The following is a 23295-nucleotide window of genomic DNA, read 5'->3' as shown; positions in this document are numbered from 1 at the left end:
ACCATGCGCAATCCGACCGCCCCGTTCGCCCTCGCCAGCCACCTGCAGCGACAGGAAGCAGCGACCCCGCCCGACACCGCCCCGTGGTCCGAGTTCGGCCGTGCCATGCAGGCCGGCCTGGCGCGCACGCCGCGCCACATCTCGCCCAAGTTCTTCTACGACGTGGCCGGCTCGCAGCTGTTCGACCGCATCTGCGAACTGCCCGAGTACTACCCCACGCGCACCGAACTGGGCATCCTGGGCGCCTGCGCCGGCGAGATCGCCGCGCAGATCGGGCCGAACGCCGAGATCGTCGAGTTCGGCGCGGGCTCGCTCACCAAGGTGCGGCTGCTGCTCGATGCGCTCGAATCGCCCAAGCGCTATCTGCCGATCGACATCTCGGGCGAGCACCTCGAAGCCGCGGCAGCGCGCCTGAAGGCCGACTACCCGGCGCTCGCGGTGCAGCCCATCGCGGCCGACTACACCATGCCGCTCGTGCTGCCCGCGCCCATGGCCGGGGCGGGGCGGCGCGTGGGCTTCTTTCCGGGCTCGACCATCGGCAACTTCGAGCCCGACGAGGCGCTGGCGTTCCTGCAGCTCGCGGCGCGCATGCTGCGCGGCGGCGGCCTGCTGATCGGCGTCGACCTGGTGAAAGACCCCGACCGGCTGCACGCGGCCTACAACGACGCGCAAGGCGTGACGGCGGCGTTCAATCTCAACCTGCTGCGGCGTGCGAACGCGGAGCTGTCGGCCGACTTCGACCTCGACGGCTTCTCGCACGCGGCCTTCTACAACGCACCGATGCGCCGCATCGAGATGCACCTCGTGAGCCGGCGCGCGCAGAGCGTGCAGCTGCGCGGCGAGCGCTTCTCGTTCGAGGAAGGCGAGACCCTGCACACCGAGTACTCGCACAAGTTCACCGTCGAAGGCCTGCAGGCCCTGGCGGTGCGCGCGGGCTTCCGCGTCGGGGCGGTGTGGACCGACCCCGAGCGGTTGTTCAGCGTGCACTGGCTGCTGAGCTGACGCGCTAGCTGTCCAGCCCCGCCAGGCACACGTACTTCACCTCGAGGAAGTCGTCGAGCCCGTACTTCGAGCCCTCGCGCCCCAGCCCCGACTGCTTGACGCCGCCGAACGGCGCCTCGGCCGTCGACACCAAGCCTGTGTTCACGCCCACGATGCCCGATTCGAGCGCCTCGGCCACGCGCATGATGCGGCCGATGTCGCGGCTGTAGAAGTACGCGGCCAGGCCGAACTCGGTGTCGTTGGCCGCGGCGATGGCCTCGGCCTCGGTGTCGAACGCGAAGATCGGCGCCAGCGGGCCGAAGGTTTCCTCGCGCGCGAACAGCATGTCGGGCGTGGCGCCGCCGATCACGGTCGGCTCGTAGAACAGGCCGCCCAGCGCATGGCGCTTGCCGCCCGCGAGTACCTTGCCGCCCTTGGCGACGGCGTCGGCCACGTGCTCCTCGATCTTCTCGACCGCCTTGGCGTCGATCAGCGGGCCCTGGTTGACGCCGGCCTCGGTGCCGTTGCCGACCTTCAGCGCGTTGACCTTGGCCACCAGCTTCTGCGTGAAGGCCTCGAGCACGCCGCGCTGCACGTAGAGGCGGTTCGCGCACACGCAGGTCTGGCCGGTGTTGCGGTACTTGGACACCATCGCGCCTTCGACGGCCGCATCGACATCGGCATCGTCGAACACGATGAAGGGCGCGTTGCCGCCGAGTTCGAGCGACAGCTTCTTGATGGTGTCGGCCGACTGCTTCATGAGCGTGCGGCCCACCTCGGTCGAACCCGTGAAGGTGAGCTTGCGCACGATGGGGCTGCGCGTCATCTCGCCGCCGATCTGGCTGGCCGAGCCGGTGAGCACCGACAGCAGGCCCTTGGGCACGCCCGCGCGTTCGGCCAGCACCGCAAAGGCCAGCGCCGAGAACGGCGTCTGCGTGGCCGGCTTCACGACCATGGCGCAACCGGCCGCGAGCGCGGGCCCGGCCTTGCGCGTGAGCATGGCGGTGGGGAAGTTCCAGGGCGTGATGGCGGCGGTGACGCCCACGGGCTGCTTGAGCGCCAGGATGCGGCGGTCGGCCTGCGGCGCGGGAATGGTGTCGCCGTACACGCGGCGCGCTTCTTCGGCGAACCACTCGATGAACGAGGCGGCATAGGCGATCTCGCCGCGGCTTTCGGCCAGGGGCTTGCCCTGCTCGGTGGTCATGATGAGCGCGAGGTCGTCCACGTTCGCCAGCATCAGGTCGTTGAGCTTGCGCAGGATGGCCGAGCGTTCCTTGGCGGGCACCTTGGCCCAGGCCTTCTGGGCCTTCTCGGCGGCGGCGATGGCGCGCACGGTTTCCTCGGTGCCGCACATGGGCACGGTGCCGATGTGCTCGCCGGTGGCGGGGTTGGTGACGGCGACGGTGGTGCCGTTGTCGGCATTCACCCAGGCGCCGGCGATGCAGGCCTGCTGGCGCAGCAGGGTCGGGTCTTGGAGTTTCAGTGGCATGGGTGGTTTGTCTCAGGCTTGCAATGCGGCGGCGAGGATGTCGAGGCCTTCGCCGAGCACCGCGTCTTCGATGGTCAGGGGGAACAGGAAGCGGACCACATTGGCGTGCACGCCGCAAGTCAGCAGCAGCAAACCCGCGTCGCGTGCTCGGGTTTGCACCTGCTTCGTGAACTCGGGGTCGGGCGCGCCGTCGGCGCCCGCGAACTCGACCGCCACCATCGCGCCCAGGCCGCGCACGTCCGCGATCTGCGGTACCTTGGCGCGCAGCCCTTCGAGGCGTGCCTTGAGCCGGTCGCCCAGTATTTGCGCGCGCTCGCACAGGCGTTCGTCCTCGATCACGTCGAGCACCGCATGCGCCGCCGCAATGGCCAGTGCGTTGGCGGCGTAGGTACCGCCGAGCCCGCCGGGGGCGGGCGCGTCCATGATCTCGGCGCGCCCGCACACGGCCGACAGCGGCGTGCCGCCGGCCAGGCTCTTGGCCATGGTCATGAGGTCGGGCACCACGTCGTAGTGATCCATGGCAAACCATTTGCCGGTGCGCGCGAAGCCGGTCTGGATCTCGTCGGCGATCAGCAGGATGCCGTGGCGGTCGCAGATCTCGCGCAGCGCGCGCATGAAGGCGGGCGGCGCGGCGTAGAAACCGCCTTCGCCCTGCACCGGCTCCAGGATGATCGCGGCCACCTGCTCGGGCTCGATGTCGGCCTTGAACAGCTTGTCGATGGCGCGCAGCGAATCGTCCACCGACACGCCGTGCAGCGCGATCGGCGCGGGCACGTGGAAGATGCTGCCGGGAAAGGGCCCGAAGCCGGTCTTGTACGGCACCACCTTGCCCGTGAGCGCCATGCCCATGAAGGTGCGGCCGTGAAAACCACCGCCCAGCGCGATCACGCCGGGCCGGCGCGTGGCGGCGCGCGCGATCTTGATGGCGTTCTCGACCGCCTCGGCGCCGGTCGTGAAGAAGGCGGTCTTCTTGGCGTGGGTGCCTGGCGTGAGGCGGTTCAGGCGCTCGGCCAGCGACACCACGCTCTCGTACGGCACCACCTGGTAGGCCGTGTGGGTGAAGCGATCAAGCTGCGTGCGGATCGCCTCCACCACGCGCGGATGCCGGTGGCCGGTGTTGAGCACCGCGATGCCCGAGCCGAAGTCGATGTAGCGCCGGCCTTCGACGTCCCACAGCTCGGCGTTGAGCGCGCGCTCTGCATAGATGGGAAAGCCGATGCCGACGCCGCGCGGCGTGGCGGCGATGCGGCGCGCGTCGATGGCGGCGTTGGTCTTGGATGTCATGAGATTCCTTCGTTGCTTGTGTTGGTTGGAGGCTCAGTGGCTGCCCGGCGCCACCATGCGATGGCGGATCTGGTCGGCGACCACGGCCACGATCAGCAGGGCGCCCAGCACCACCATCTGCAGGTACGAGCCGACGCTGGCCAGGTTCATGCCGTTCTGCACCAGGCCGATGAAGATGGCGCCCATCACCACGTTGGGCACGCGGCCGATGCCGCCGCGCAGGCTCACGCCGGCGATCACGCAGGCCGCGATCGATTCGAGCGCCACGGTGCCGCCGAGGTTGGCCTCGCCGGTTTCCACGCGCGCGGTGAGCAGCAGGCCGCTCACGGCCGCCAGGCCTGCGCACAGCAGGTAGGCCATGAGCAGCACGCGGCGCGTGTCGATGCCCGACAGCGCCGCGGCCTTGGCGTTGCCGCCCACCGCGAGCAGGTGCGTGCCGGTCGGCAGGCGGCCCATGAGCAGGCCCATGCCGGCCACGCACACGGCCGTGACGAGGATCGGCACCGGCACGCCGAGCACGGTGCCGAAGCCGAACAACTCGCTGAACTGCGCCGGCATGCCCGACACCGGCACGCCGCCCGTGAGGAACAGCGCGAAGCCGAAGCCGATCGACTGCACGCCCAGCGTCACGATGAAGGGCGACACGCCGATCACCGCCACGCCGAAGCCGTTGACCAGGCCCACCACCAGCCCGGCGAGCATCCCGCAGGCGCAGCCCACGAGCACCACCATCCAGGCCGCGTCGGGAAAGGCCGCGCCCAGCGCCTGCATGGCGAGCGCCGAGACCACCGAGGTGATCGCCATCACCGTGCCCACCGAGAGGTCGAAACCGCCGGTGACCAGCGCCAGCATCTGGCCCAGCGACACGAGGATCAGGTAGACCGACTGGCGCAGCAGGTTCACCAGGTTCTGCACCGTGAGGAACTGGTCGGACAGCGTGGCGAACACCACGCAGGCGATCACCAGCATGAAGGGCAGCACGCCCAGGCGCAGGAAGAGGCTGCGCAGCAGGCCGAGGGCGCGCCCGGCCAGGCCGGGCGTGGGAGCCGCGGGGGCGGCGGTGAGGGAAGGCGAAGTCATGAGGAGGGGTTCTCGCTGGGGCCGAAAAACAGGTTGAGCACGGCGGTTTCCTGGATGGCGTCGCCGTGCAGCTCGCCGGCGATCTCGCCGCGGCACATCACGTAGACGCGGTGGCTCAGGTGCAGCACCTCGGGCAGGTCGGACGAGATCACGACCACCGCGGCGCCGCCTTCGCAGAGCTTGCGGATCACCTCGTACAGCGCGCTGCGGGTGCCGACGTCGACGCCGACCGTGGGTTCGTCGAACACGTAGAGCGCGGCGTCGCGCGTCATGCCCTTGCCGAACAGCACCTTCTGCTGGTTGCCGCCCGAGAGCAGCCCCACGGGCCGTTCGAGGTTGCGCGGCGCGAGTTCGACGCGCTCGGCGGCGGTCGTGGAAAGCCGGCGCCCGAGGCGCTTGCGCAGCCAGCCGCCGCGCCCGCGCAGCGGCCCGTGCACCAGCGGCAAGGTGATGTTGGCGCGCGAGGTGAAGCCGAGCACCAGCCCTTCGCCCTTGCGGTCGGGCGGCAGGTAGAAGAGGCCCTCGTCGAGCAGCTGGCGCACCGTCGCGCCGGTGCGCGGTTGGCCCTTGAACAGCACGCGGCCTTCGCTCACGGGGTCGAGGCCGTAGATCGCGCGGAACAGCTCCGACTTGCCGCAGCCCACGAGGCCCGCGAGCCCGACCACTTCGCCGCGCCGCACCATGAGGCTGGCGTGGCGCACGCCGTTGGGCGAGGCCAGCCCTTCGACCTGCAGCACCACCTCGCCGGGGTTGGCGGCGATGCGCGGGTAGATGTTGTCGATGGCCCGACCGCTCATCAGCTCGATGAGCCGGTCGGCGCTGGTCGCATGCGCGTCCACCGTCGTCACCTTGCGGCCGTCGCGCAGCACCGTGATGCGGTCGGCGATCTGCGCGATCTCCTGCATGCGGTGCGAGATGTAGACGATGCCCACGCCGCGCGCCTTCAGCCGCGCCACCAGCTCGAACAGGCGCTGCGTCTCGGTGTCGGTGAGCGAGGCGGTGGGCTCGTCGAGGATCAGCACCGACACCTCGCCGCGCAGGCCCTTGGCGATCTCCACCATCTGCTGCTGCGCGCGCGTGAGGCCCGCCACGGGCGCGTCGACATCGATCTCGAAGCCCAGGTCGGCCAGCATCGTGCGGGCGCGTTCGCGCACCGCCGTGCGGTCGAGCAGGCCGCCCTGGCACGGCTCCTCGCCCAGGCTCAGGTTCTGCGCCACCGACAGCGTGGGGATCAGCGAGAACTCCTGGAACACCGCGCTGATGCCGTGGCGCCGCGCGTCGTGCACGTTGGCGAACTTCACCGGCGCGCCGTGCATGCGGATCTCGCCCGCCGTCGGCACGTTGGCGCCGGCCAGCAGCGAGATCAGCGTCGACTTGCCGGCGCCGTTCTCGCCGAACAGCACGTGCACCTCGCCGGCGCGCAGCTCGAAGTCCATCGCATCGAGCGCGAGCACGCCGGGGTAGCGTTTGCCCAGGCCGAGGGTCTGCAGCAGCACGGGAGCCATGGCCGGCTTACTTGACCTCGAACACCGGCTTGAAGCCGGTCGGCGGCAGGATGTCGGCCTGCTTCACGGTCTTGATGTTGCCGGCGTCGACCACGAAGATCTTCGGGCCGACGTGCTTCACCACGTCCTTGTTCTCGAGCAGGCGCACGGCCTGGTCGACCGCGATGCGGCCCTGGATCACCATCGAGTCGGCCGGCGCGGCCACGATGCGGCCCTTCTGGATGCCTTCGTACACGCCCGGCGTCATGTAGAACGAGAGCACCTGCACCTTCTTGTCGAGGTTGCGCGCGCGCAGGATGCCGGTGGCGGCCTCGGCGGTCACTGCCGTGCCGGCGACGTAGGCGAGGTCGGGGTTGCCCTGCAGCACGTCTTCGACCAGCTTGGCCTGCGCCTCCTTGCCGGTGTCGCCGTACTTGGGGTCGAGCACTGTCACGGCGCTGCCCTTGATCGCTTCCATGAAGCCCTTGTGCGCGGCCTCGACCCAGCCCGCGCCGGCCGGGCCGGGGAACCAGCCGACCTTCACCGCCGGCGAACCGGCAGGGTGCTTCTTGGCGAGGTACTCGCCGGTCGACTGGCCCATCGTGTAGAACGAAACGAGCGACTTGGCCGACAGGTCGGGCGAGCTGATGCCGTTCACCAGGTCGATCACCGGCACCTTCTTCGCGGCCGTGGCCTTGATGACGTTGTTGAGCCCGTCGCCCGAGATCGCGCCGATGACCACCGCATTGGCGCCGCGCGCCACGCAGTCCTCGATCTGCGAGACCTGCTTGCCCAGGTTGGTGTAGCCGCCCGCGTCGACCACCTGCAGCTTCACGCCCAGGCGGCGGGCCTCTTCGATCACGCCGTAGTCCACGCCGAGCCAGTAGGCGTCCTTCATGTGCGGGAACGACACGCAGATGTCCCACTTCTTCGCGGCCTTGGCCAGCGGCGTGTAGTCGATGGGTTTCTTCGTGCCCTCGGCCGAGAAGGCGGGTTCGGTGGCCTCGGCCTTGTAGGGAAACCAGTCGGCGGCCGAGGCCGGGGCGTGCCACGCCAGGGCGGCGGCGAGCGAAGCGGCGATCAATGAAACGCGCAGGGGCGAGCTGTTCATGAAGAACTCCTTGGGTGACAGCAGTGAAGAAAAAGGGGAGGACGGGCGCGCGTCAGGCCGCGAGTGCGGCCCGCAGGCGGTCGAGCCGTCGTCGGCGCTCGGCGCGGGCTTCGAGCGCCTGCGCCATGTCGACCTCGACGAAGCGCGCCTTGTGGTTGGGCTGCATCTGGGCGATGAGGTCCATGTCGGCGCTGATGACCGTGCCGACCATGGCGTAGCCGCCGCCCGACACCGCATCGCGGTGCAGGATGATCGGCTCGCGTCCGCCCGGCACCTGGATGGAGCCGTAGGGGTAGCCCGCATCGACGATGTTCGACGGGTCGTCGCCCGCGCCGAAGGGCGGCGTGCGGTCCTGGAACTTCAGCGGCGTGCCGTGCTTGTAGCGGTAGCCGATGCGGTCGGCCTCGGAACCGACGGTCCAGGTGTCGGCGAAGAAGCTCTGCACCGACACCTCCTGCAGGCGATGGAAGTAGATGCCCGGCAGCACGCGCAGGGCCACTTCCTTCTCGAGCACCGGCAGCAGCGCGGCATCGACCGTGCGGCCTGCGCGGGCGCTGGCCGAAGGCGTGCCCACGGGCAGCTTGTCGCCGGCCAGCAGCTTGCGGCCGTTGAAGCCGCCGAACGCGCCCAGGCCGTAGGTCGAGCGGCTGCCCAGCACCACCGGCACGTCGATGCCGCCGGCCACGGCGATGCACATGCGCGCGCCGAGCTTCATGAAGTCGAAGCTCAGCTTGTCGCCGGCCTGCACCGTGAAGGATTCATTGCGCGGCATCTCGTTGCCGTTGAGCTTGATCTTCGCGTCGGCGCCGGTCACGGCCACCAGCGCGGGCGCGTCGAACTGCAGCTCGGGCCCGAGCAGCGTGCTCTCGATGACGGCCGCGCCTTCGTCGTTGCCCACCAGCAGGTTCGCGAGCACCAGGCTTTGCTGGTCGAGCGCGCCCGACAGCGGAATGCCCAGGTGGTAGTAGCCGGGGCGGCCGGCGTCCTGCACGCTGGTCGCGAGGCCGGGCTTGAGGACTTCAATCGCCATGGAGCACCTTCAGCAGCTGTTGGTTGTAGCCGTCCGGGTCGGCCAAAAATTCATTGAGCGAGAACGACACGGGCGCGATGCGCAGCGCGTAGGTGCCGGCCTCGACCTGCGTAATCTGGCGGTCGTACTCGGCGCGGTCGATGGGCTTCCACTTGACGATGTCGCCGGGCTGGAAGAACACCATCAGGTCCTTGAGGTACGACAGCCGCTGCGCCGGGTCGAAGATCGGCGCGGGCGTGACGCCGAACATCTGGTAGCCGCCCGCGCCGCGCACCGAGTAGATGCAGCTGAAGCAGCCACCGTGGCCCAGCGTGAGCTTGGGCGTGTCGGTGCGCGGGCTCAGGTACTTGGGCACCTGGATCTGGCGCTGACGCTCGACCATCTGGAACAGGAAGGGCAGGCCGGCCACGAAGCCGACCATCGACACGAACCATGGCGCCGACGAGTGCGCCTCGATGAAGGCCTCGACCGAGGCGTGGCCGTTGATGCGTGCGGCGTATTCGATGTCGGTGCTCGACGGGTCCTGGTGGCGCTCGCGAAAACGCATCAGCGTCTCGTGCGTCCACGGGTCGTTGTAGAGCACGGGAATCTCGACGATGCGCGTCTGCATCTGCAGGTCGGCGTCGCCCAGGCCGGCTTCGATTTCCTTCAGCGTGGCGAGCAGCGCGTAGTGCGCGATGGCGTCGGGGTCGAAGCGCACGAGGTACGCGGCGTTGGCCGGGCAGATCTCGGTCACGCCGGGCAGGGCGCGGCGGCGCAGTTCGTTGCAGATCGCCATGCCCTTGAAGAAGGCGGGCAGCGACATCTCTTCGCTGATCTCGACGAACAGGTGCTCGTCGCCGCCGAAGCTGTAGCGGGCCTGGGCGGGGAGGGTGCTGGCAGCGGTCATGCGGTCACCTTCAAAGCAGGGGCGTCGGGCAATGGATTCGCCGCGAGCCAGGTTTCGAGAAAGCCCGTGTGGAACGCGGCCTTCGCCACGTCGGCGTCCTCGCACAGCGCGCGGTGCAGCGGGATCGTCGTGTGGATGCCTTCCACCTGCAGCTCGCCGAGCGCGCGCCGCATGCGGGCCAGCGCGCTGGCGCGGTCGGTGTCGTGCACGATGAGCTTGCCGAGCAGCGAGTCGTAGTACGCCGGCACGGTGTAGACGGGAAACAGGAAGGTGTCGAAGCGCACGCCGGGGCCGCCCGGCACCACGAGCTGCGACACGAGGCCGGGGCTCGGCATGAAGTTCTTCGCCGCGTTCTCGGCGTTGATGCGCACCTCGATGGCCGCGCCGGTCAGGCGGATGTCGTCCTGCTGCAGGCGCAGCGGCTGGCCCAGCGCGATGCGCAGCATTTCCTTCACGAGGTCGACGCCGGTGACCATCTCGGTGATCGGGTGCTCGACCTGGATGCGCGTGTTCATCTCGATGAAGAAGAACTCGCGCGTGTCGTCGTCGTACAGGTATTCGAGCGTGCCCGCGCCGCGGTAGGCCACGGCGCGTGCGAGCCGCAGTGCCGATTCGCACAGCGCGGCGCGCGTGGCCTCGCTGATGGCGGCCGAGGGCGCTTCTTCCCACACCTTCTGGCGGCGCCGCTGCAGCGAGCATTCGCGCTCGAAGCAGTGCACCACGCGCTCGCCGTCGCCCAGGATCTGCACCTCGATGTGGCGCGCCTGGCGGATGAAGCGTTCGAGGTACACCTCGCCGTTGCCGAAAGCGGCCTGCGCTTCGGCAGTGGCGGTGGCGAACTGCTGGCGCAGCTCGGCTTCGTCGTGCGCCACGCGGATGCCGCGCCCGCCGCCGCCGGCCGAGGCCTTGATCATGATCGGGTAGCCGATGTCCTTCGCGACTTCGACGGCGGTGTCGGGGTCGGTCACCACGCCCGCGCTGCCGGGCACGGTGGGCACGCCGGCGCGCAGGGCGGCGGCACGTGCCGCGGCCTTGTCGCCCATGGTGCGGATCGCATGCGGCGTCGGGCCCACGAACACCAGGCCCGCGGCCTCGACGCGCTCGGCGAACGCGGCGTTCTCCGAAAGGAAGCCGTAGCCCGGATGCACCGCGCCGGCGCCGCTGTCGGCGGCGGCCTGCAGGATCGCGTCGATGCTCAGGTAGCTCTTGGTGGCGTGCGCCGGGCCGATGCGCACGGCCTTGTCAGCCATGCGCACGGCCAGGCTCTGCGCGTCGGCGTCGCTGTAGACGGCGACGGTCTTGAGCCCCAGCTCCTTGGCGGCGCGGATGATGCGCACCGCGATCTCGCCCCGGTTGGCGACCAGCAGTGTGTCGAATGCGGCGGTCATGGGCGGGTGCCTCAAGCCGTTTCGATGACGGCCAGCAGCTGGCCCGGATCGACCGGCTCGCCGTTCTCGACGGCGAAGCGCGCCAGGCGCCCGGCCGCGTCGGCCGTGACTTCGCTGAACTGCTTCATCACCTCGACGAGGCCGAGCACGTCGCCCACGGCCACGGTGTCGCCTTCGGCCTTGAACGGCGGCGCGTCGGGCGCCGAGCGGCGGTAGAAGGTGCCCGGCAGCGGGCTCAGGACTTCATGGGTAGCGGGCATCGGGACACTCCTGGAACAGGTTCGGGTAACGAGGAAAAAACTCAGGCGGGCTTGGCTAGGCCTGCAACTTCGATGCCGTTGTCGGCAAGGGCGCGCCGTGTGGCCTGCACCAGCGCGAGCGCGCCGGGCGTGTCGCTGTGGATGCAGACCGAGTCGAAGCCGATGGCCACGTCTTCGCCTTCGACCGTGCGCACCACGCCCTCGGTGCAGGCGCGCAGCACCTTGGCGGCCACGGCCTCGGGGTCGAGCGCGCCGACGCGGCGCGTGAAGACGATGGAGCCGCTCAGGTCGTAGTCGCGGTCGGCATAGAACTCGCGCACCACGGGCTGGCCCAACTCGCGCGCCACCTGGAAGGTGACGGACGATTCCATGCAGAACAGGCGCAGCGTGGGTTCGATCTGCTGCAGTGCGGTGACGAGGGCGCGCGACAGCGCCTCGTCGCGCGCCGCATGCATGTACAGCGCGCCGTGCGGCTTGATGTGCTGCAGCGTCATGCCGGCCAGGCGCGCGAACTCGCGCAGCGCGCCGAGCTGGTAGACCATGTCGTTCACCAGCTCGTCGGCCGGCGCGGTGATGTGGCGGCGCCCGAAGCCCACGAGGTCGCGAAAGCCCGGGTGCGCGCCGATGCCCACGCCGTGTTCGCGGGCCAGCAGCACCATCCTGCGCATGATGTTCGGGTCGCCGGCATGGAAGCCGGTCGCGATGTTGGCCGAGCTGATCAGCGGCATGAGCTGCTCGTCCACGCCGTCGCCGATGGTCCAGGGGCCGAAGCCTTCGCCCATGTCGGAATTCAGATCGATCCGCGTTGTCTTCGTCACGTCGTCCCGCCTTTGTGTGGTGCGCATCGCCAAGGGGGCGGTGCAGGTTGGCGCGAAGGTTAGCCAGCAGTCGAAAGGCCGAAAAGCATTGTTTTCAGGCGGCCCGATATCTGAAAAACAGATGCTGCAAGCGGCTGGATTGGGCGCTACGCTGGAGGGAAGCGATCGCGCGGTATCGGGTTTTCGCCCGAGGCAGGCAGCGCGTATCCGTAAATACCCTAGGAAGACGGTGCCATGTCCCTGACCCTTCGCCAGCTCAAGTACTTCTCGGCGGTGGCCGAGGTGGGGCGCATCTCGCACGCGGCGCTGCAGCTGAACATCTCGCAGTCGGCCGTGACCACCGCCATCCGCGAGCTCGAGGAGCTGATGGGGCAGCAGCTCTTCGAGCGGCACCCGCACGGCGTGGAACTCACCAAGGCCGGGCGCCGCTTCCTGAGCCACGCCTACGCGGTGCTGTCGGCGGCCGACGAGGCGGTGCGCATGCCGCACGAAGGCGAGAACGTCGAGGGCTCGCTCACCATCGCGGCCAGCTACACGGTGCTGGGCTACTTCCTGCCGCACCACCTGCAGCGCTTCGAGCAGCTGCATCCGCAGGTGACGGTGAAGGTGCACGAGGTGGCGCGCGAAGCCATCGAGGAGGGCCTGATCACGCAGCGCTACGACATCGGCGTGGTACTCACGTCGAACGTGGTGCTGCGCGAGCTGTCGCTCGAAACTTTTTTCGGCTCGCAGCGCCGGCTGTGGGTGCCGGCCAAGCACCCGTTGCTGGACAAGGCCGAGGTGACGCTGGCCGACGTGGCGGCCGAGCCCTACATCATGCTCACGGTCGACGAGGCCGCGGCCACCGCGCTCAAGTACTGGAGCAAGACGCCGCACCAGCCGCAGATCCGGCTGCGCACGAGTTCGGTGGAGGCGGTGCGCAGCACGGTGGCCAACGGGCTGGGCGTGACGGTGCTGTCGGACATGGTGTACCGGCCGTGGTCGCTGGAAGGCAAGCGCATCGAGACCATCAACCTGCGCGACGCGGTGCCCACGATGAACATCGGCCTGGGGTGGAAGCAGGGCGTGGAGTTTTCGCCGGCGATGACCGCGTTCCGCAACTATTTCCGGCAGCTCTTTCTCGAGCCGGCATCGGGGCGCACGGGGCGCGGCCGCGCCTGACGCCGCCGGGGAAACCCTGCCGGCATCGGGCCGGGATGACCCGGCGCAAGGAAAGCACGTCGCGCCAGCGTCACAATAGCCGCTGTCCCGAGCGCGCAATGCGGCATCGGCACCTTGCACCTCCCCGGAGATCGATCCCATGAAAGCAACCTGGAACGGCGTCACCATCGCCGAAAGCGACGACACCGTGCTCGTCGAAGGCAACCACTACTTCCCGATGAGTTCGCTCAACCGCGACGTGGTCACCTTCAGCAACCACAAGACCACCTGCCCGTGGAAGGGCTCGGCGAACTACTACTCGCTGCTGGTCAACGGCGAGCTCCATGCCGACGCCGCCTGGTACTACCCCGACCCGAAGCCCGAAGCCGAGGAAATCCGTGACCGCGTCGCGTTCTGGAAGGACGTGAAGGTCAGCGCCCAGTGAGCACCGCCGCCTTCGCTCCCCCGTTCACGCCGCCGGCCGAACTGGCCGGTGCGCTGCGCGAACACGGCTACGCGGTGCTCAGCCCGCAGGGCGTGTGCGATTGGCTCGGCGTGCCGCTGGCGCAGCTCGAGGCGCTGCACGCCGACTGGAACGACCTGCCGCCCGACGAGTACCTGAAGGACGGTGGCCGCTACCGCACGCGGCGCCACGCCTGCTTCACGGTCGAGCCCGACGCCACGCTGGCGCAGGTGCCGCACCGCGCGCACTGGCAGCCGGTCGAATACAACGCGCTGCACGGTGGCATGCAGCGCTGGTTCGCGCCGATGCTCGAGGCCACGGTGGCGCAGCCGGTGTGGCAGCGGCTGATGCAGCAGCTGGGCCAGGTGAGCAGCGACATGCGCGGCGCACCGCAGCGCTGGTTCGTGGAAGCGCACCAGTTCCGCATCGACACCGCCGGCGGCATCGGCCGCCCGACGCCCGAAGGCGCGCACCGCGACGGTGTCGACCTGGTGGCGGTGGTGCTGATCGGGCGCCAGGGCATCAAGGGCGGCGAGACGCGCGTGTTCGAGGCCAACGGCCGGCGCGGCGAGCGCTTCACCATGATCGAACCGTGGACGCTGCTGCTGCTGGACGACGCGCGCGTGATCCACGAATCGACGCCGATCCAGCCGCTGGAAGAGGGCGGCGATGGGTGGCGCGACACGCTCGTCGTCACCTGCCGGTCTGAGGGTTTCCAGGGGGATTGAGACGCCTGCGGACTTCGCTGGTCGGAGTCCTACAGGGCGGGTTCTGCATAGCGGTTAAATTCGGGGCCCGACCCGGTGCGAACCGGGTCCGTCAGTCTGTCTGTCTGCGAACGCTAAGCGAGGTCCCGCCATGTTCAATCACATCCTGGTCCCCATCGACGGCTCCGAAACTTCCATGCTCGCGGTCAGCAAGGCCAGCGGTCTCGCCCTGGCCTTCGGCAGCCGCATCACGCTGATCCACGTGATCGACAACTACCCCTTCATCGGCGTGGGCGCGGACTATGCGCTCGGCCAGAACGAATACCTCGCGGCGGCCACCGCCAGCGCCAATGCGGCGCTCGCACGCGGCGTGGCCGCCCTGGCGGCCGAAGGCCTGCACAGCGACCAGCGCGTGATCGACGGCCACGTGGTGCACGAAGGCATCGTGGACACCGCCATCGCCATCGCGGCCGACCTGATCGTGATGGGCTCGCACGGGCGCAGCGGCATCGAGAAACTGCTGCTGGGCAGCGTGACGCAGCGCGTGCTGCAGGACGCCACCATGCCGGTGCTGGTCGTCAAGGGCCGCTGAGCACGAAGCCCGCCGCACGTTCGAAGTGCAACGGCTCCCGCGTCGCGGGATGCACGAACCCCAGTTCCCTGGCATGCAGCAGCAGGCGCGGCGCGCGTGCCTGCAGCGCGGCGTCGCCGTACAGCGCGTCGCCCAAAATCGGGTGCCCGATCGACAGCAGGTGAACGCGCAGCTGGTGTGAACGGCCGGTGAGCGGCTCCAGCAGCACATGCGTGGCCGCAGGGCCGCCGGGCGGCGACACGCTGCTCAGAGCGCGCCAGCGCGTGAGGCTGGGCTTGCCCGCAGGGTCGATCTTCTGCAGCGGCCGGCGCGGCCAGTCGGCCATCAGCGGGGCGTCGATGAGCGACCAGCCATCGCGCTGCGGCATCACGCCGTCGACCACGGCTTCGTAGCGCTTGTGCACCTCGCGGTCGGCGAAGGCCGCGCTCAGGGCGCGCTGCATCTCCAGGCCGCGCGCCATCACCACGAGGCCGCTGGTGCCCATGTCGAGCCGGTGCACGATGAGCGCATCGGGCCACTGGCGCTGGGCGCGTGCGCTCAGGCAGTCCTGCTTGTCCTCGCCGCGCCCGGGCACGCACAGCAGGCCGGCGGGCTTGTCGAGCACCAGCAGGTGGGCGTCTTCGTGAACGGGGAGCAGGTCGGGCGGCGAAGCGGTCATGGGGACAGCGAGTGTAGAGAGGCTCAGAAAGCCGGAAGAAGGCTGGGCTATCCTCGACCGATATGCCCGGCGCCGCTTCTTCTCCCTTGTCTCCCACGTTCACCGACCTGAGGCGCGAGCGCCCCTTCATGCAGCTGTGGGTGGCGCGCCTGTTCGGCACCGCCGCCTCGCAGATGATGCTCGTGGCCATCGGCTGGCACATGTACGAGCTGACCGGCAGCGCGTGGGACCTGGGCCTGGTCGGCCTGTACCAGTTCGTGCCCGCGCTGCTGCTGGCGCTGCTGGCCGGCCATGTGGTGGACCGGCACCACCGCGCCCGCATCGTGGCGGTGTGCTTCGCGGTGCAGGGCACCGTGGCACTGGCGCTGCTGTTCGCGGTGCTGCACAAGAACGACACGCGCGGGCTGCTGCTCGGGTTGTCGCTGGTGCTGGGCGCGGTGCGCGCCTTCCAGATGCCGGCGCAGCAGGCGCTCACGCCGCTGCTGGTGCCGCCGCTGCTGCTGTCGCGCGCGATGGCGTTCAGTTCGGCTGGCATGCAGGGCGCGATCATCGGCGGGCCGGCGCTCGGCGGGCTGCTGTTCGTGGCGGGCATGGCGGTGGTGTACGGCGCGAGCGTGCTGTGCTTCGCGGTGGCCTGCGTGCTGGTGCTGCGGCTGCGCTACGACCACGCGCCGGCCGCACGCGAGCCGGTCACCTTGGCCACGGTGTTCGCGGGCGTCAATTTCATCTGGCAGCGCAAGCCGGTGCTGGGCGCCGTGTCGCTCGACCTGTTCGCGGTGCTGCTGGGTGGCGCGGTGGCGCTGCTGCCGATCTATGCCAAGGACATCCTGCACACCGGCCCCTGGGGCCTGGGCCTGCTGCGCAGCGCGCCGGCCGTGGGCGCGCTGGTGATGTCGATCGCGCTCACGCGCCGGCCGGTCGAGCGCAACGTGGGGCGCACGCTGCTGCTGGCGGTCGGGGCGTTCGGGCTGTGCATGGTGGTGTTCGGACTGTCGAAGAGCTTTCTCGTCTCGCTCGTCGCGCTCGCGGTGTCGGGCGGGGCCGACATGGTCAACGTCGTGATCCGCCAGACGCTGGTGCAGCTGGAAACGCCCGACGCCATGCGCGGGCGGGTGAGCGCGGTCAACTCGATCTTCATCGGCGCGAGCAACCAGCTCGGCGAGTTCGAATCGGGTGCCACCGCGGCGCTGCTGGGGCCGGTCGGCTCGGTGGTGCTCGGCGGCGTGGGAACGATGCTGGTGGCGCTGACGTGGTTCCGCCTGTTCCCGTCGCTGGCGCAGCGCGACCGGCTGGTGGTCGCGGCGCCGGCTTCGGCGTCGGCGCGGTCCTGATCGTCAGTCGAAGAGGGCGCGCGCCTGCGGCGTGTCGAGCGTGAGGTCGCTCTGCGCCACGGCCACGCACGGAAGAATCCAGCCGTCGATCTTTTCGTCGAAGCTCAGGCCCGGCCATTCGATGAGGTGGCGGCTCTCGCCCGACAGGCGCTGACAGATGCAGGTGCGGCAGGTGCCGTTGCGGCACGAACTGGGCAGCTCGATGCCGGCCGCCTCCGCCGCATGCAGCAGCGTGACGCCCGCCTCGGCCTCGAATTCGAGGCCCGACGGTTCGAGACGGACCTTCATCGCGCGGGAGGTTCTTGCTGCTGTTGCTGTTCGCGGCGTTGCTCGCGCAGCATGAAGAGGTACAGGCTCTCGACCTTGTCGCGCGCCCAGGGCGTCTTGCGCAGGAACTTGAGGCTGGAACCCACGCTGGGCTCGCTGATGAAGCAGCGGATCGGCACCAGGTGCCCGAGCTGCTCCCAGCCGTAGTAATCGGCCAGCGCAGTGACGATGGTCTCCAGCGTGAGGCCATGCAGCGGGTTGCGCGGCTGCGCCGGCTTGGGGGCGGGCGCGGGGACGTCGGTCACTCGGTCACTTGTTCTTGAGCTTGCCGCGCGGAATCACCGCCGTGGTGACGGTGCGCACGGGCTCGATGCCGCCGGTGGGGGCCTTCGGCGGCGAGGTGTCCTTCTTCGGTTTCTTCGCTTCCTTGTTGGTGCGTTGCTGACCCTTGGCCATGTGCTTTCTCCAGTTGATACGTGCGGATGCCGGAGGAGTTTAGCGGTGCGGCGACAATAGCCGGTTCCACACGTTTTTCCGCTTTCATGTCCGATTACGAAGTTCGCCCCGCCACGATGCGCGACGCCAAGGCCGTCGCCGAAGTCCATGCCCTCTCTGCCAAGGCCGCCTACGAAGGCATCCTGTCCGAAGACGACCTGCGCGTGCTGGCCCCCGCCTCGCGCGAGGCCAAGTGGCGCGAGGCCATCGAGTTCAGCGAACCCCAGGTCCATGTGGTGACGCACGGCAGCGAGATCGTCGGTTTCGTGGGCTTCGACCGCTCGCGCGACCCCAAGACGCCGCCCACCACGGGCGAGATCTGGGCCATCTACGTCAAGCCCGAGCACTGGGGCAAGGGCGCCGGCGTGGCCCTGTGGGACGCCGCCCGCGAAGGCCTGGCCGAAGAAGGCTGCACCACGGTCACCATCTGGGTGCCGCTGCGCAACGACCGCGCCATGCGCTTCCACGAACTCGCCGGCTTCAAGCGCGAGATGAAGACCGCCAAGACCACGGCGCTGGGCACCGTGCGCGTCGAAGAGATCCGCCTGAAGCGGGCGGTGGACTGATCCACCCCCGGATGCCGCGTACGGTCTTCACCGGCGCGGCCATCGGCTGCGGATAAGCTCGCCGCTTCTTCCACAGCCTGACTTTCGCCCATGGCCACCAGCCTGCTCCTGCTGCTCGACGACATCGCCACCGTGCTCGATGACGTCTCCGTCCTCACCAAAGTTGCTGCCAAGAAGACCGCCGGGGTGCTCGGCGACGACCTCGCGCTGAACGCGCAGCAGGTCACCGGCGTGCGCACCGAGCGCGAGCTGCCGGTGGTGTGGGCCGTGTGCAAGGGCTCCCTCGTCAACAAGGCCATCCTGGTGCCGGCCGCACTGGCCATCGGCACCTGGCTGCCCTGGCTGGTGACGCCGCTGCTCATGGTGGGCGGCGCGTTCCTGTGCTTCGAGGGCGCCGAGAAGCTGGTCCACAAGTTCCTGCACAAGCAGGAGCACGAGGCCGACACCGCGCGCCACCAGAAGGCCGTGGCCGACACCACGGTGGACGTGGTCGCGGTCGAGAAGGACAAGATCAAGGGCGCGGTGCGCACCGACTTCATCCTCTCGGCCGAAATCATCGCCATCACGCTGGGCACCGTGCAGGGCCAGCCGTTCACGACGCAGCTCAGCGTGCTGGTCGGCATCGCGCTGATCATGACGGTGGGCGTCTACGGCCTCGTGGCCGGCATCGTGAAGCTGGACGACGCGGGCCTGTACCTGAGCCAGCGCAGCAGCGCGGCGGCGCGCGCTCTGGGCCGCGGCATCCTGGCGGCGGCGCCGTGGCTCATGAAGGGCCTGTCGGTGGCCGGCACGGCCGCCATGTTCCTCGTGGGCGGCGGTATCCTGGTGCACGGCGTGCCGGCGTTCGGCCATGCGGTCGAAGACTGGGCCAAGGCCACGGGCGGCGTGTTCGGCACGCTGGGCTCGATGGGCGTCAATGCCGTCGTCGGGATCGTGGCCGGCGCCGTCGTGCTGGCCGTGGTGGAACTCGTCGGCAAGCTGCGCGGCAAGAAGGCCGCGCACTGAGCGTTTGAGTAAAGGCCGGGCCTCAGCGGTCCGGCTTGCCGCGCTGGAACAGGCCGACGCCGACCAGCGCCACCCCCAGCGCGAGCGCGAACCAGCCGACGAGGTACGCGCCGGCCACCATGTCGAACCAGCGCGTGCCCTGCAGAAAGCGCGGCCCCAGCAGCACGGCGACGCCGATCAGGAGGCAGAGGATGCCGCGCTCGATGGTGCGCAGCTGTCGTTGGGGGCGTCGGGCCATGGGGGTCTTTGCAAGGGAAAACGGAAGCGGCCATTGTCCCGCGCCGCGCGGGCAGGCAGGCGGCCGCCTCAAAACGTCGCGTGCGCGCATCGCTCGGCGCGCAAAAATGCTTCCAAACGTTGCAGAATCGCAGGCCATGCCATACCGCCACCTGCCCACCGGTTCCGCCTTCTTCCTCCCGTTGCGACGCGCCTGCGTGGGCGCCTCGCTGGCCGTGATGGCCGCCACGGCCTTCGCGCAGCCGCAGCCCGACCCCGCCGGTTTTCCGCTGGACTCGGTCGGCTACCTCAACGAGGAGCTGCCGCGCATGGAAGCGGCCATTGCCGCGAAGGACCGCAGCTTCTTCCTCGGCGCGATGACGCGCATGGTGCAGTTCTCCGAGCGCTGGGGCTTCAAGGCCAAGGCCAACCCCGAGCTGGCCGCCTACCCGATGTGCACGGCGGCCGTCATGGACTATGCGGTGGTCGGCATGTGCAGGCTGAACCCCGCCGACGACGCCTGCGAGCCGGGCCTGGCGCCGCGTTTCGATGCGAACGTGAAGCGCTGCCGCGAGCTGGCCGCGCAAAAATAGGCCTCCGGCCTTTCGTCCTTCCTCTCACCGAACGAAGTCCCCGCGCCATGGCCGTGCGTGCGGGGCGGAGACACACGCATGGACTACACCCGCTACCAGACCCTCGCCCTCACGCGCCGCGGCGCGAACGGCGCGGTGCTCGACATCCAGATGCGCGCCGCCAACGGCAAGCTGCCCACGGCCGGCCATGACGGCCACCGCGAGCTGGCCGAGATCTGGCGCGACGTGGCGGCCGACGACACGGTGCGCTGCGCCGTGCTGCGCGGCGAGGGCATGGGCTTCTCGGGCGGCGGCGACCTGGGCATGGTGCAGGACATGACCACCGACGACACCGTGCGCCAGCGCGTGTGGAAGGAAGCGCGCGACCTCGTCTACAACCTCGTCAACTGCGACAAGCCCATCGTGAGCGCCATGCACGGCCCGGCCGTGGGCGCGGGGCTGGTGGCGGGGCTGCTGGCCGACATTTCCATTGCAAGCAAGAACGCGAAGATCGTCGACGGTCACACCCGCCTGGGCGTGGCGGCGGGCGACCATGCGGCCATCGTGTGGCCGCTGTTGTGCGGCATGGCCAAGGCCAAGTACCACCTGCTGCTGTGCGAGCCGGTGAGCGGCGAGGAGGCCGAGCGCATCGGCCTGGTGTCGCTGGCGGTGGACGAGGCCGACCTGCTGCCGCGCGCCTACGAGATCGCCGACCGCCTCGCGGCCGGCAGCCAGAGCGCGATCCGCTTCACCAAGTACGCGCTGAACAACTGGCTGCGCCAGGCCGGGCCGACCTTCGACGCCTCGCTGGCGCTGGAGTTCATGGGCTTCGCGGGCGCCGACGTGCGCGAGGGCGTGGCCTCGCTGCGCGAGAAGCGCGCGCCGAACTTCGGCTGAGCCGAAGTCCGCCGGGTCAGGCGCTCTTGAGGCCTTGCAGGGTCTGCAGGAGCACGACGCGCGTCTGGCCCAGCACCATGCCCTTCCACTCGTCGTTGTCGCAGTAGAACGCGTCGCGCAGGCGGCGGCGGATCTCGCGCTTCTGCGCTTCGGGCGCCTCGGGGTGGCGGCGCAGCCAGGTGTCGGCGCGCAGGCGGTCGAGCACTTCCAGGTCGGGCAGCGTGCCGAACTCCAGGCCCATGGGCGCGACGCGCGCATTCGGGCATTCGTCGTAGGCCGTCGATATCACCGGGCCCGACACGTCGGCCGAGGCCGAGTCGCCCGCGAAGGGCGCGAACACGTCGGCGCCCCACCAGGCATGGGCCAGCGCGAGGTCTTCGGGCGTGTTGCGGCCCGGGTAGATCTTTTCGCCGTGGCCGTAGGGCCCCAGGCCCGTGTGCACGTCGATCCAGCCCAGGTGCGTGGCCGAGGCCGCGTAGCCGCGCAGGATCGCGCGGATGGTGCGGTTGCTCCACGACGGCGCGGTGCCGCCGTAGAACAGGCCGTCGGGCGAGGTGTACTGCCCGCGCGTCACGGCCGCGCGGAAGGCGGTCATGCCGTGCGTGGCGATGTAGGCGGCCACCGCCGCGTCGTCGGCCGGCGTTGGCGGCCAGCTGGCGGGCAGCACCAGCGGCTCCACGTCGGCGTACTCGGCGTTCACCGGCAGCGGCGCGCTGAAGTCGATGTGGTTGCGGTTCAGGTCGATGTTGTCTTCGTTGGTGCGGTGCAGGTGCGAGAAGCCGTGCGGGTTCACCGCGTGCACCAGCAGCAGCGCGACACCCGCGCGTTCGAGGCGCGCGAGCAGGTCGGCGTCGTTCAGCGTGGCCACCTGCGCGCCCGAGCCGCAGAAGCCCTCGGGGCCGTGCGTGCCCGAGGTGACGAGCAGCACCTTCCTGGCGTCGGCCGCGCCGATCAGCGCGACGTCGGTGGCGAGTTCTTCGCCGAGCGCGCCGCGGTGCGTCGGGTGCACGAACGACTCGATGGTGGCGCCGCGCGCCGCGGCGGCCTCGAGGAACTTGGCGCGGGCTTCGACGTACGTGCCCGAGAAATGGCGGGTGGCGGCGGTGGCAGGCTGGGACATGGCGGGAAGATTCCTGTGCATGAAGGCGGGAAGGAGGAAGACGGTATCAGGCCGGCGCGTGGGCGTTGGCCGCATCGATGTCGCGGCCCGTGTGGTCGCGCAGCCAGAGCAGGCCCAGCAGCGACACCAGCGTCATCCCCACCAGGTACCAGGCCGGCGCCAGCTTGCTGCCGGTGGCGTTGACCAGCCAGGTGCTGACGAAGGGCGCAAAGCCGCCGAAGAGCGCCACGCCGACGCTGTACACCAGCGACATGCCGCTGGCGCGCACGCGCTTGGGAAACATCTCCGGCAGCATCGTGATGCCCGGCACCGTCTGCACCACCAGGCCGATGCTCAGCACGCCGAGCACGGTGAACAGCACCACGGGCGTGGGCGAGGCGTTGAGCCACAGGAAGCCCGGGTAGATCAGGATCGCCATCACGATGCGGCTCCACAGGATGAGCGTCTTGCGGCCCACGATGTCCGACCACTTGCCCACGAAGGGCGCGAGCGCGAACGACAGCAGGCCCGTGAGCGCCGCGCCGAACAGCGCCACCGAGGGCGTGAGGCCGAGCTCGCGCACGGCGTACGTCGGCATGTAGAAGGTGACCACGTAGGCCGCCGTGGTGCCGCCCACCAGCGCGAGGATGGCGGCCAGCACCGTCCTGCCGTGCTGCGTGCAGACGATCTTCAGGCTGCTCTCGCGCGGCGCCTTCGCGTCTTCGGGCGCGATGTGCAGCGATTCTTCGAGGTGGCGGCGGATGTACATGCCCACCGGCGCGATCAGCATGCCGAGCACGAAGGGCACGCGCCAGCCCCAGCTCTGCATCGCCTCGGGCGTGAGCGAGAAGGTGAGCGCGCCCACCACCACGGCGCCGAGCATCACGCCCAGGCCCTGGCTCGCGAACTGCCAGCTCGCCATGTAGCCGCGGTTGGCCGGCGTGGCGTGCTCCACCAGCAGCGTGGTCGATGCGCCCACCTCGCCGCCGGCCGAGAAGCCCTGGATCAGCCGCGCCAGGACGATCACGATCGGCGCCGCGACGCCGATGCTCGCGTAGGTCGGCGTGAAGGCGATCAGCGCGCAGCCCAGCGCCATCAGGAAGATCGTGAGCGTCATGGCCTTCTTGCGGCCCGCGCGGTCGGCGTACGCGCCGATCACGATGCCGCCCAGCGGCCGCATGATGAAACCGACGCCGAAGCTCGCCACCGTGAGCAGCAACTGGCCGTAGGAACTGAAGGTGGGGAAGAACAGCTTGCCGATCACCAGCGCGAGAAAGCCGTAGACCGTGAAGTCGAAGAATTCCAGGCCGTTGCCGATGGTGGTGGCCACGATGGTCTGGCGCCGACGGGCCGGCGAGGAAGGCGAGGGCTGGGAAGCGGGGGTGTTCATGTGTCTCCTGTGTGTATCGGGGGCGCAGGCCGCGTGGGCCCGAACCGCGGCGGATGCTAGAGACTCGACGCTGTCATGAAAAG

27 protein-coding genes are annotated in these 23295 nt (G+C 69.7%); 10 read left to right on the top strand and 17 right to left on the bottom strand.

Features of this window, described 5'->3' with window-relative positions; genetic code table 11:
• The first annotated feature begins 3 nt into the window (after nucleotides 1-3).
• On the top strand, nucleotides 4-1002 hold the full coding sequence (gene egtD, locus FFI97_RS03235; protein WP_139705681.1) for an L-histidine N(alpha)-methyltransferase: 999 nt from the start codon (nucleotides 4-6) through the stop codon (nucleotides 1000-1002).
• Nucleotides 1003-1006: 4 nt separating this feature from the next.
• On the opposite strand, the gene FFI97_RS03230 is transcribed toward egtD, so the two are convergent.
• The 10 genes from FFI97_RS03230 to FFI97_RS03185 are packed head-to-tail and all read right to left on the bottom strand — an operon-like array spanning nucleotide 1007 to nucleotide 11814.
• Nucleotides 1007-2470, bottom strand: coding sequence for an NAD-dependent succinate-semialdehyde dehydrogenase (locus FFI97_RS03230; protein WP_139705679.1), 1464 nt, complete (start codon nucleotides 2468-2470; stop codon nucleotides 1007-1009).
• 12 nt (nucleotides 2471-2482) lie between these two features.
• A complete protein-coding gene (gene gabT, locus FFI97_RS03225; protein WP_139705677.1) occupies nucleotides 2483-3754 on the bottom strand; it encodes a 4-aminobutyrate--2-oxoglutarate transaminase in 1272 nt (423 codons plus the stop codon).
• 33 nt (nucleotides 3755-3787) lie between these two features.
• The gene (locus FFI97_RS03220; RefSeq protein ID WP_139705676.1) at nucleotides 3788-4834 is read right to left on the bottom strand and encodes an ABC transporter permease; all 1047 of its coding nucleotides are present in this window, start codon (nucleotides 4832-4834) and stop codon (nucleotides 3788-3790) included.
• Entirely contained in the window at nucleotides 4831-6339 is a 1509-nt protein-coding gene (locus FFI97_RS03215; protein ID WP_221937659.1) for a sugar ABC transporter ATP-binding protein, read from the bottom strand. The genes FFI97_RS03220 and FFI97_RS03215 overlap by 4 nt, the downstream gene beginning before the upstream one ends.
• A gap of 7 nt (nucleotides 6340-6346) precedes the next feature.
• The gene (gene torT, locus FFI97_RS03210) at nucleotides 6347-7429 is read right to left on the bottom strand and encodes a TMAO reductase system periplasmic protein TorT (protein WP_139705674.1); all 1083 of its coding nucleotides are present in this window, start codon (nucleotides 7427-7429) and stop codon (nucleotides 6347-6349) included.
• 52 nt (nucleotides 7430-7481) lie between these two features.
• On the bottom strand, nucleotides 7482-8459 hold the full coding sequence (locus FFI97_RS03205; RefSeq protein ID WP_139705672.1) for a biotin-dependent carboxyltransferase family protein: 978 nt from the start codon (nucleotides 8457-8459) through the stop codon (nucleotides 7482-7484).
• Nucleotides 8449-9348: a 5-oxoprolinase subunit B family protein gene (locus FFI97_RS03200; RefSeq protein ID WP_139705670.1), complete on the bottom strand. Its 900-nt coding sequence runs from the start codon at nucleotides 9346-9348 to the stop codon at nucleotides 8449-8451. The genes FFI97_RS03205 and FFI97_RS03200 overlap by 11 nt, the downstream gene beginning before the upstream one ends.
• Nucleotides 9345-10736: an acetyl-CoA carboxylase biotin carboxylase subunit gene (locus tag FFI97_RS03195; RefSeq protein ID WP_139705668.1), complete on the bottom strand. Its 1392-nt coding sequence runs from the start codon at nucleotides 10734-10736 to the stop codon at nucleotides 9345-9347. Before FFI97_RS03195 ends, FFI97_RS03200 begins: the two co-directional genes overlap by 4 nt.
• 11 nt (nucleotides 10737-10747) lie before the next feature.
• Nucleotides 10748-10996 carry an acetyl-CoA carboxylase gene (locus tag FFI97_RS03190; RefSeq protein ID WP_095746198.1) on the bottom strand — a complete coding sequence of 83 codons (249 nt, stop codon included), beginning with the start codon at nucleotides 10994-10996 and terminating at the stop codon, nucleotides 10748-10750.
• Between the two features lie 41 nt (nucleotides 10997-11037).
• Nucleotides 11038-11814, bottom strand: a complete 777-nt coding sequence (locus FFI97_RS03185; RefSeq protein ID WP_370681324.1) for a 5-oxoprolinase subunit PxpA — start codon at nucleotides 11812-11814, stop codon at nucleotides 11038-11040.
• Nucleotides 11815-12048: 234 nt separating this feature from the next.
• Between FFI97_RS03185 and FFI97_RS03180 the strand changes: the two genes are divergently transcribed.
• The 4 genes from FFI97_RS03180 (at nucleotide 12049) to FFI97_RS03165 (ending at nucleotide 14716) form a co-directional block, all read left to right on the top strand.
• Nucleotides 12049-12975, top strand: a complete 927-nt coding sequence (locus FFI97_RS03180) for a LysR family transcriptional regulator (RefSeq protein WP_062477611.1) — start codon at nucleotides 12049-12051, stop codon at nucleotides 12973-12975.
• Nucleotides 12976-13114: 139 nt separating this feature from the next.
• Complete coding sequence (locus FFI97_RS03175) at nucleotides 13115-13399, top strand: DUF427 domain-containing protein (RefSeq protein WP_056579293.1); 285 nt, start codon at nucleotides 13115-13117, stop codon at nucleotides 13397-13399.
• On the top strand, nucleotides 13396-14145 hold the full coding sequence (locus FFI97_RS03170; RefSeq protein WP_139705666.1) for a 2OG-Fe dioxygenase family protein: 750 nt from the start codon (nucleotides 13396-13398) through the stop codon (nucleotides 14143-14145). Before FFI97_RS03175 ends, FFI97_RS03170 begins: the two co-directional genes overlap by 4 nt.
• Before the next feature lie 130 nt (nucleotides 14146-14275).
• A complete protein-coding gene (locus tag FFI97_RS03165) occupies nucleotides 14276-14716 on the top strand; it encodes a universal stress protein (protein WP_056579296.1) in 441 nt (146 codons plus the stop codon).
• Here FFI97_RS03165 and FFI97_RS03160 read toward each other — a convergent pair.
• On the bottom strand, nucleotides 14703-15374 hold the full coding sequence (locus FFI97_RS03160; RefSeq protein WP_139705664.1) for an RluA family pseudouridine synthase: 672 nt from the start codon (nucleotides 15372-15374) through the stop codon (nucleotides 14703-14705). The two genes, FFI97_RS03165 and FFI97_RS03160, sit on opposite strands and share 14 nt — an antisense overlap.
• 128 nt (nucleotides 15375-15502) lie before the next feature.
• Here FFI97_RS03160 and FFI97_RS03155 point away from each other — a divergent pair, with 128 nt between their 5' ends.
• Nucleotides 15503-16705 carry an MFS transporter gene (locus FFI97_RS03155; protein WP_139705729.1) on the top strand — a complete coding sequence of 401 codons (1203 nt, stop codon included), beginning with the start codon at nucleotides 15503-15505 and terminating at the stop codon, nucleotides 16703-16705.
• A gap of 3 nt (nucleotides 16706-16708) precedes the next feature.
• Here FFI97_RS03155 and FFI97_RS03150 read toward each other — a convergent pair whose 3' ends face one another.
• Genes FFI97_RS03150 through FFI97_RS33550 form a run of 3 tightly spaced genes read right to left on the bottom strand, consistent with a single transcriptional unit; the run spans nucleotide 16709 to nucleotide 17428 of the window.
• A complete protein-coding gene (locus FFI97_RS03150; RefSeq protein WP_139705662.1) occupies nucleotides 16709-16993 on the bottom strand; it encodes a 2Fe-2S iron-sulfur cluster-binding protein in 285 nt (94 codons plus the stop codon).
• Nucleotides 16990-17277: a VF530 family DNA-binding protein gene (locus tag FFI97_RS03145; RefSeq protein WP_139705660.1), complete on the bottom strand. Its 288-nt coding sequence runs from the start codon at nucleotides 17275-17277 to the stop codon at nucleotides 16990-16992. Before FFI97_RS03145 ends, FFI97_RS03150 begins: the two co-directional genes overlap by 4 nt.
• Before the next feature lie 4 nt (nucleotides 17278-17281).
• Nucleotides 17282-17428: a hypothetical protein gene (locus FFI97_RS33550; RefSeq protein WP_167395057.1), complete on the bottom strand. Its 147-nt coding sequence runs from the start codon at nucleotides 17426-17428 to the stop codon at nucleotides 17282-17284.
• An 86-nt stretch (nucleotides 17429-17514) separates the two neighbouring features.
• Here FFI97_RS33550 and FFI97_RS03140 point away from each other — a divergent pair, with 86 nt between their 5' ends.
• The gene (locus FFI97_RS03140; protein ID WP_062477596.1) at nucleotides 17515-18033 is read left to right on the top strand and encodes a GNAT family N-acetyltransferase; all 519 of its coding nucleotides are present in this window, start codon (nucleotides 17515-17517) and stop codon (nucleotides 18031-18033) included.
• A 90-nt stretch (nucleotides 18034-18123) separates the two neighbouring features.
• Nucleotides 18124-19038 (top strand): DUF808 domain-containing protein, encoded by a 915-nt coding sequence (locus tag FFI97_RS03135; protein WP_139705658.1) that lies wholly within the window; start codon nucleotides 18124-18126, stop codon nucleotides 19036-19038.
• A gap of 22 nt (nucleotides 19039-19060) precedes the next feature.
• Here FFI97_RS03135 and FFI97_RS03130 read toward each other — a convergent pair whose 3' ends face one another.
• Nucleotides 19061-19276 (bottom strand): hypothetical protein, encoded by a 216-nt coding sequence (locus tag FFI97_RS03130; RefSeq protein ID WP_095948954.1) that lies wholly within the window; start codon nucleotides 19274-19276, stop codon nucleotides 19061-19063.
• Between the two features lie 136 nt (nucleotides 19277-19412).
• Here FFI97_RS03130 and FFI97_RS03125 point away from each other — a divergent pair, with 136 nt between their 5' ends.
• Nucleotides 19413-19847 carry a hypothetical protein gene (locus FFI97_RS03125; RefSeq protein WP_223301410.1) on the top strand — a complete coding sequence of 145 codons (435 nt, stop codon included), beginning with the start codon at nucleotides 19413-19415 and terminating at the stop codon, nucleotides 19845-19847.
• 78 nt (nucleotides 19848-19925) lie between these two features.
• Nucleotides 19926-20723 (top strand): enoyl-CoA hydratase/isomerase family protein, encoded by a 798-nt coding sequence (locus FFI97_RS03120; RefSeq protein ID WP_070062549.1) that lies wholly within the window; start codon nucleotides 19926-19928, stop codon nucleotides 20721-20723.
• A gap of 16 nt (nucleotides 20724-20739) precedes the next feature.
• On the opposite strand, the gene FFI97_RS03115 is transcribed toward FFI97_RS03120, so the two are convergent.
• Both FFI97_RS03115 and FFI97_RS03110 read right to left on the bottom strand, forming a co-directional pair.
• The gene (locus FFI97_RS03115; RefSeq protein ID WP_062477584.1) at nucleotides 20740-21843 is read right to left on the bottom strand and encodes a M14 family metallopeptidase; all 1104 of its coding nucleotides are present in this window, start codon (nucleotides 21841-21843) and stop codon (nucleotides 20740-20742) included.
• A gap of 46 nt (nucleotides 21844-21889) precedes the next feature.
• The gene (locus FFI97_RS03110) at nucleotides 21890-23212 is read right to left on the bottom strand and encodes an MFS transporter (RefSeq protein ID WP_139705656.1); all 1323 of its coding nucleotides are present in this window, start codon (nucleotides 23210-23212) and stop codon (nucleotides 21890-21892) included.
• Nucleotides 23213-23295: the final 83 nt, after the last annotated feature.

Source organism: Variovorax sp. KBS0712 (assembly GCF_006323185.2).
Classification (GTDB): Bacteria; Pseudomonadota; Gammaproteobacteria; order Burkholderiales; family Burkholderiaceae_C; genus Variovorax; species Variovorax boronicumulans.
Note: the sequence above shows the minus strand (reverse complement) of the source record. Positions and strands in the feature narration are given on the sequence as shown.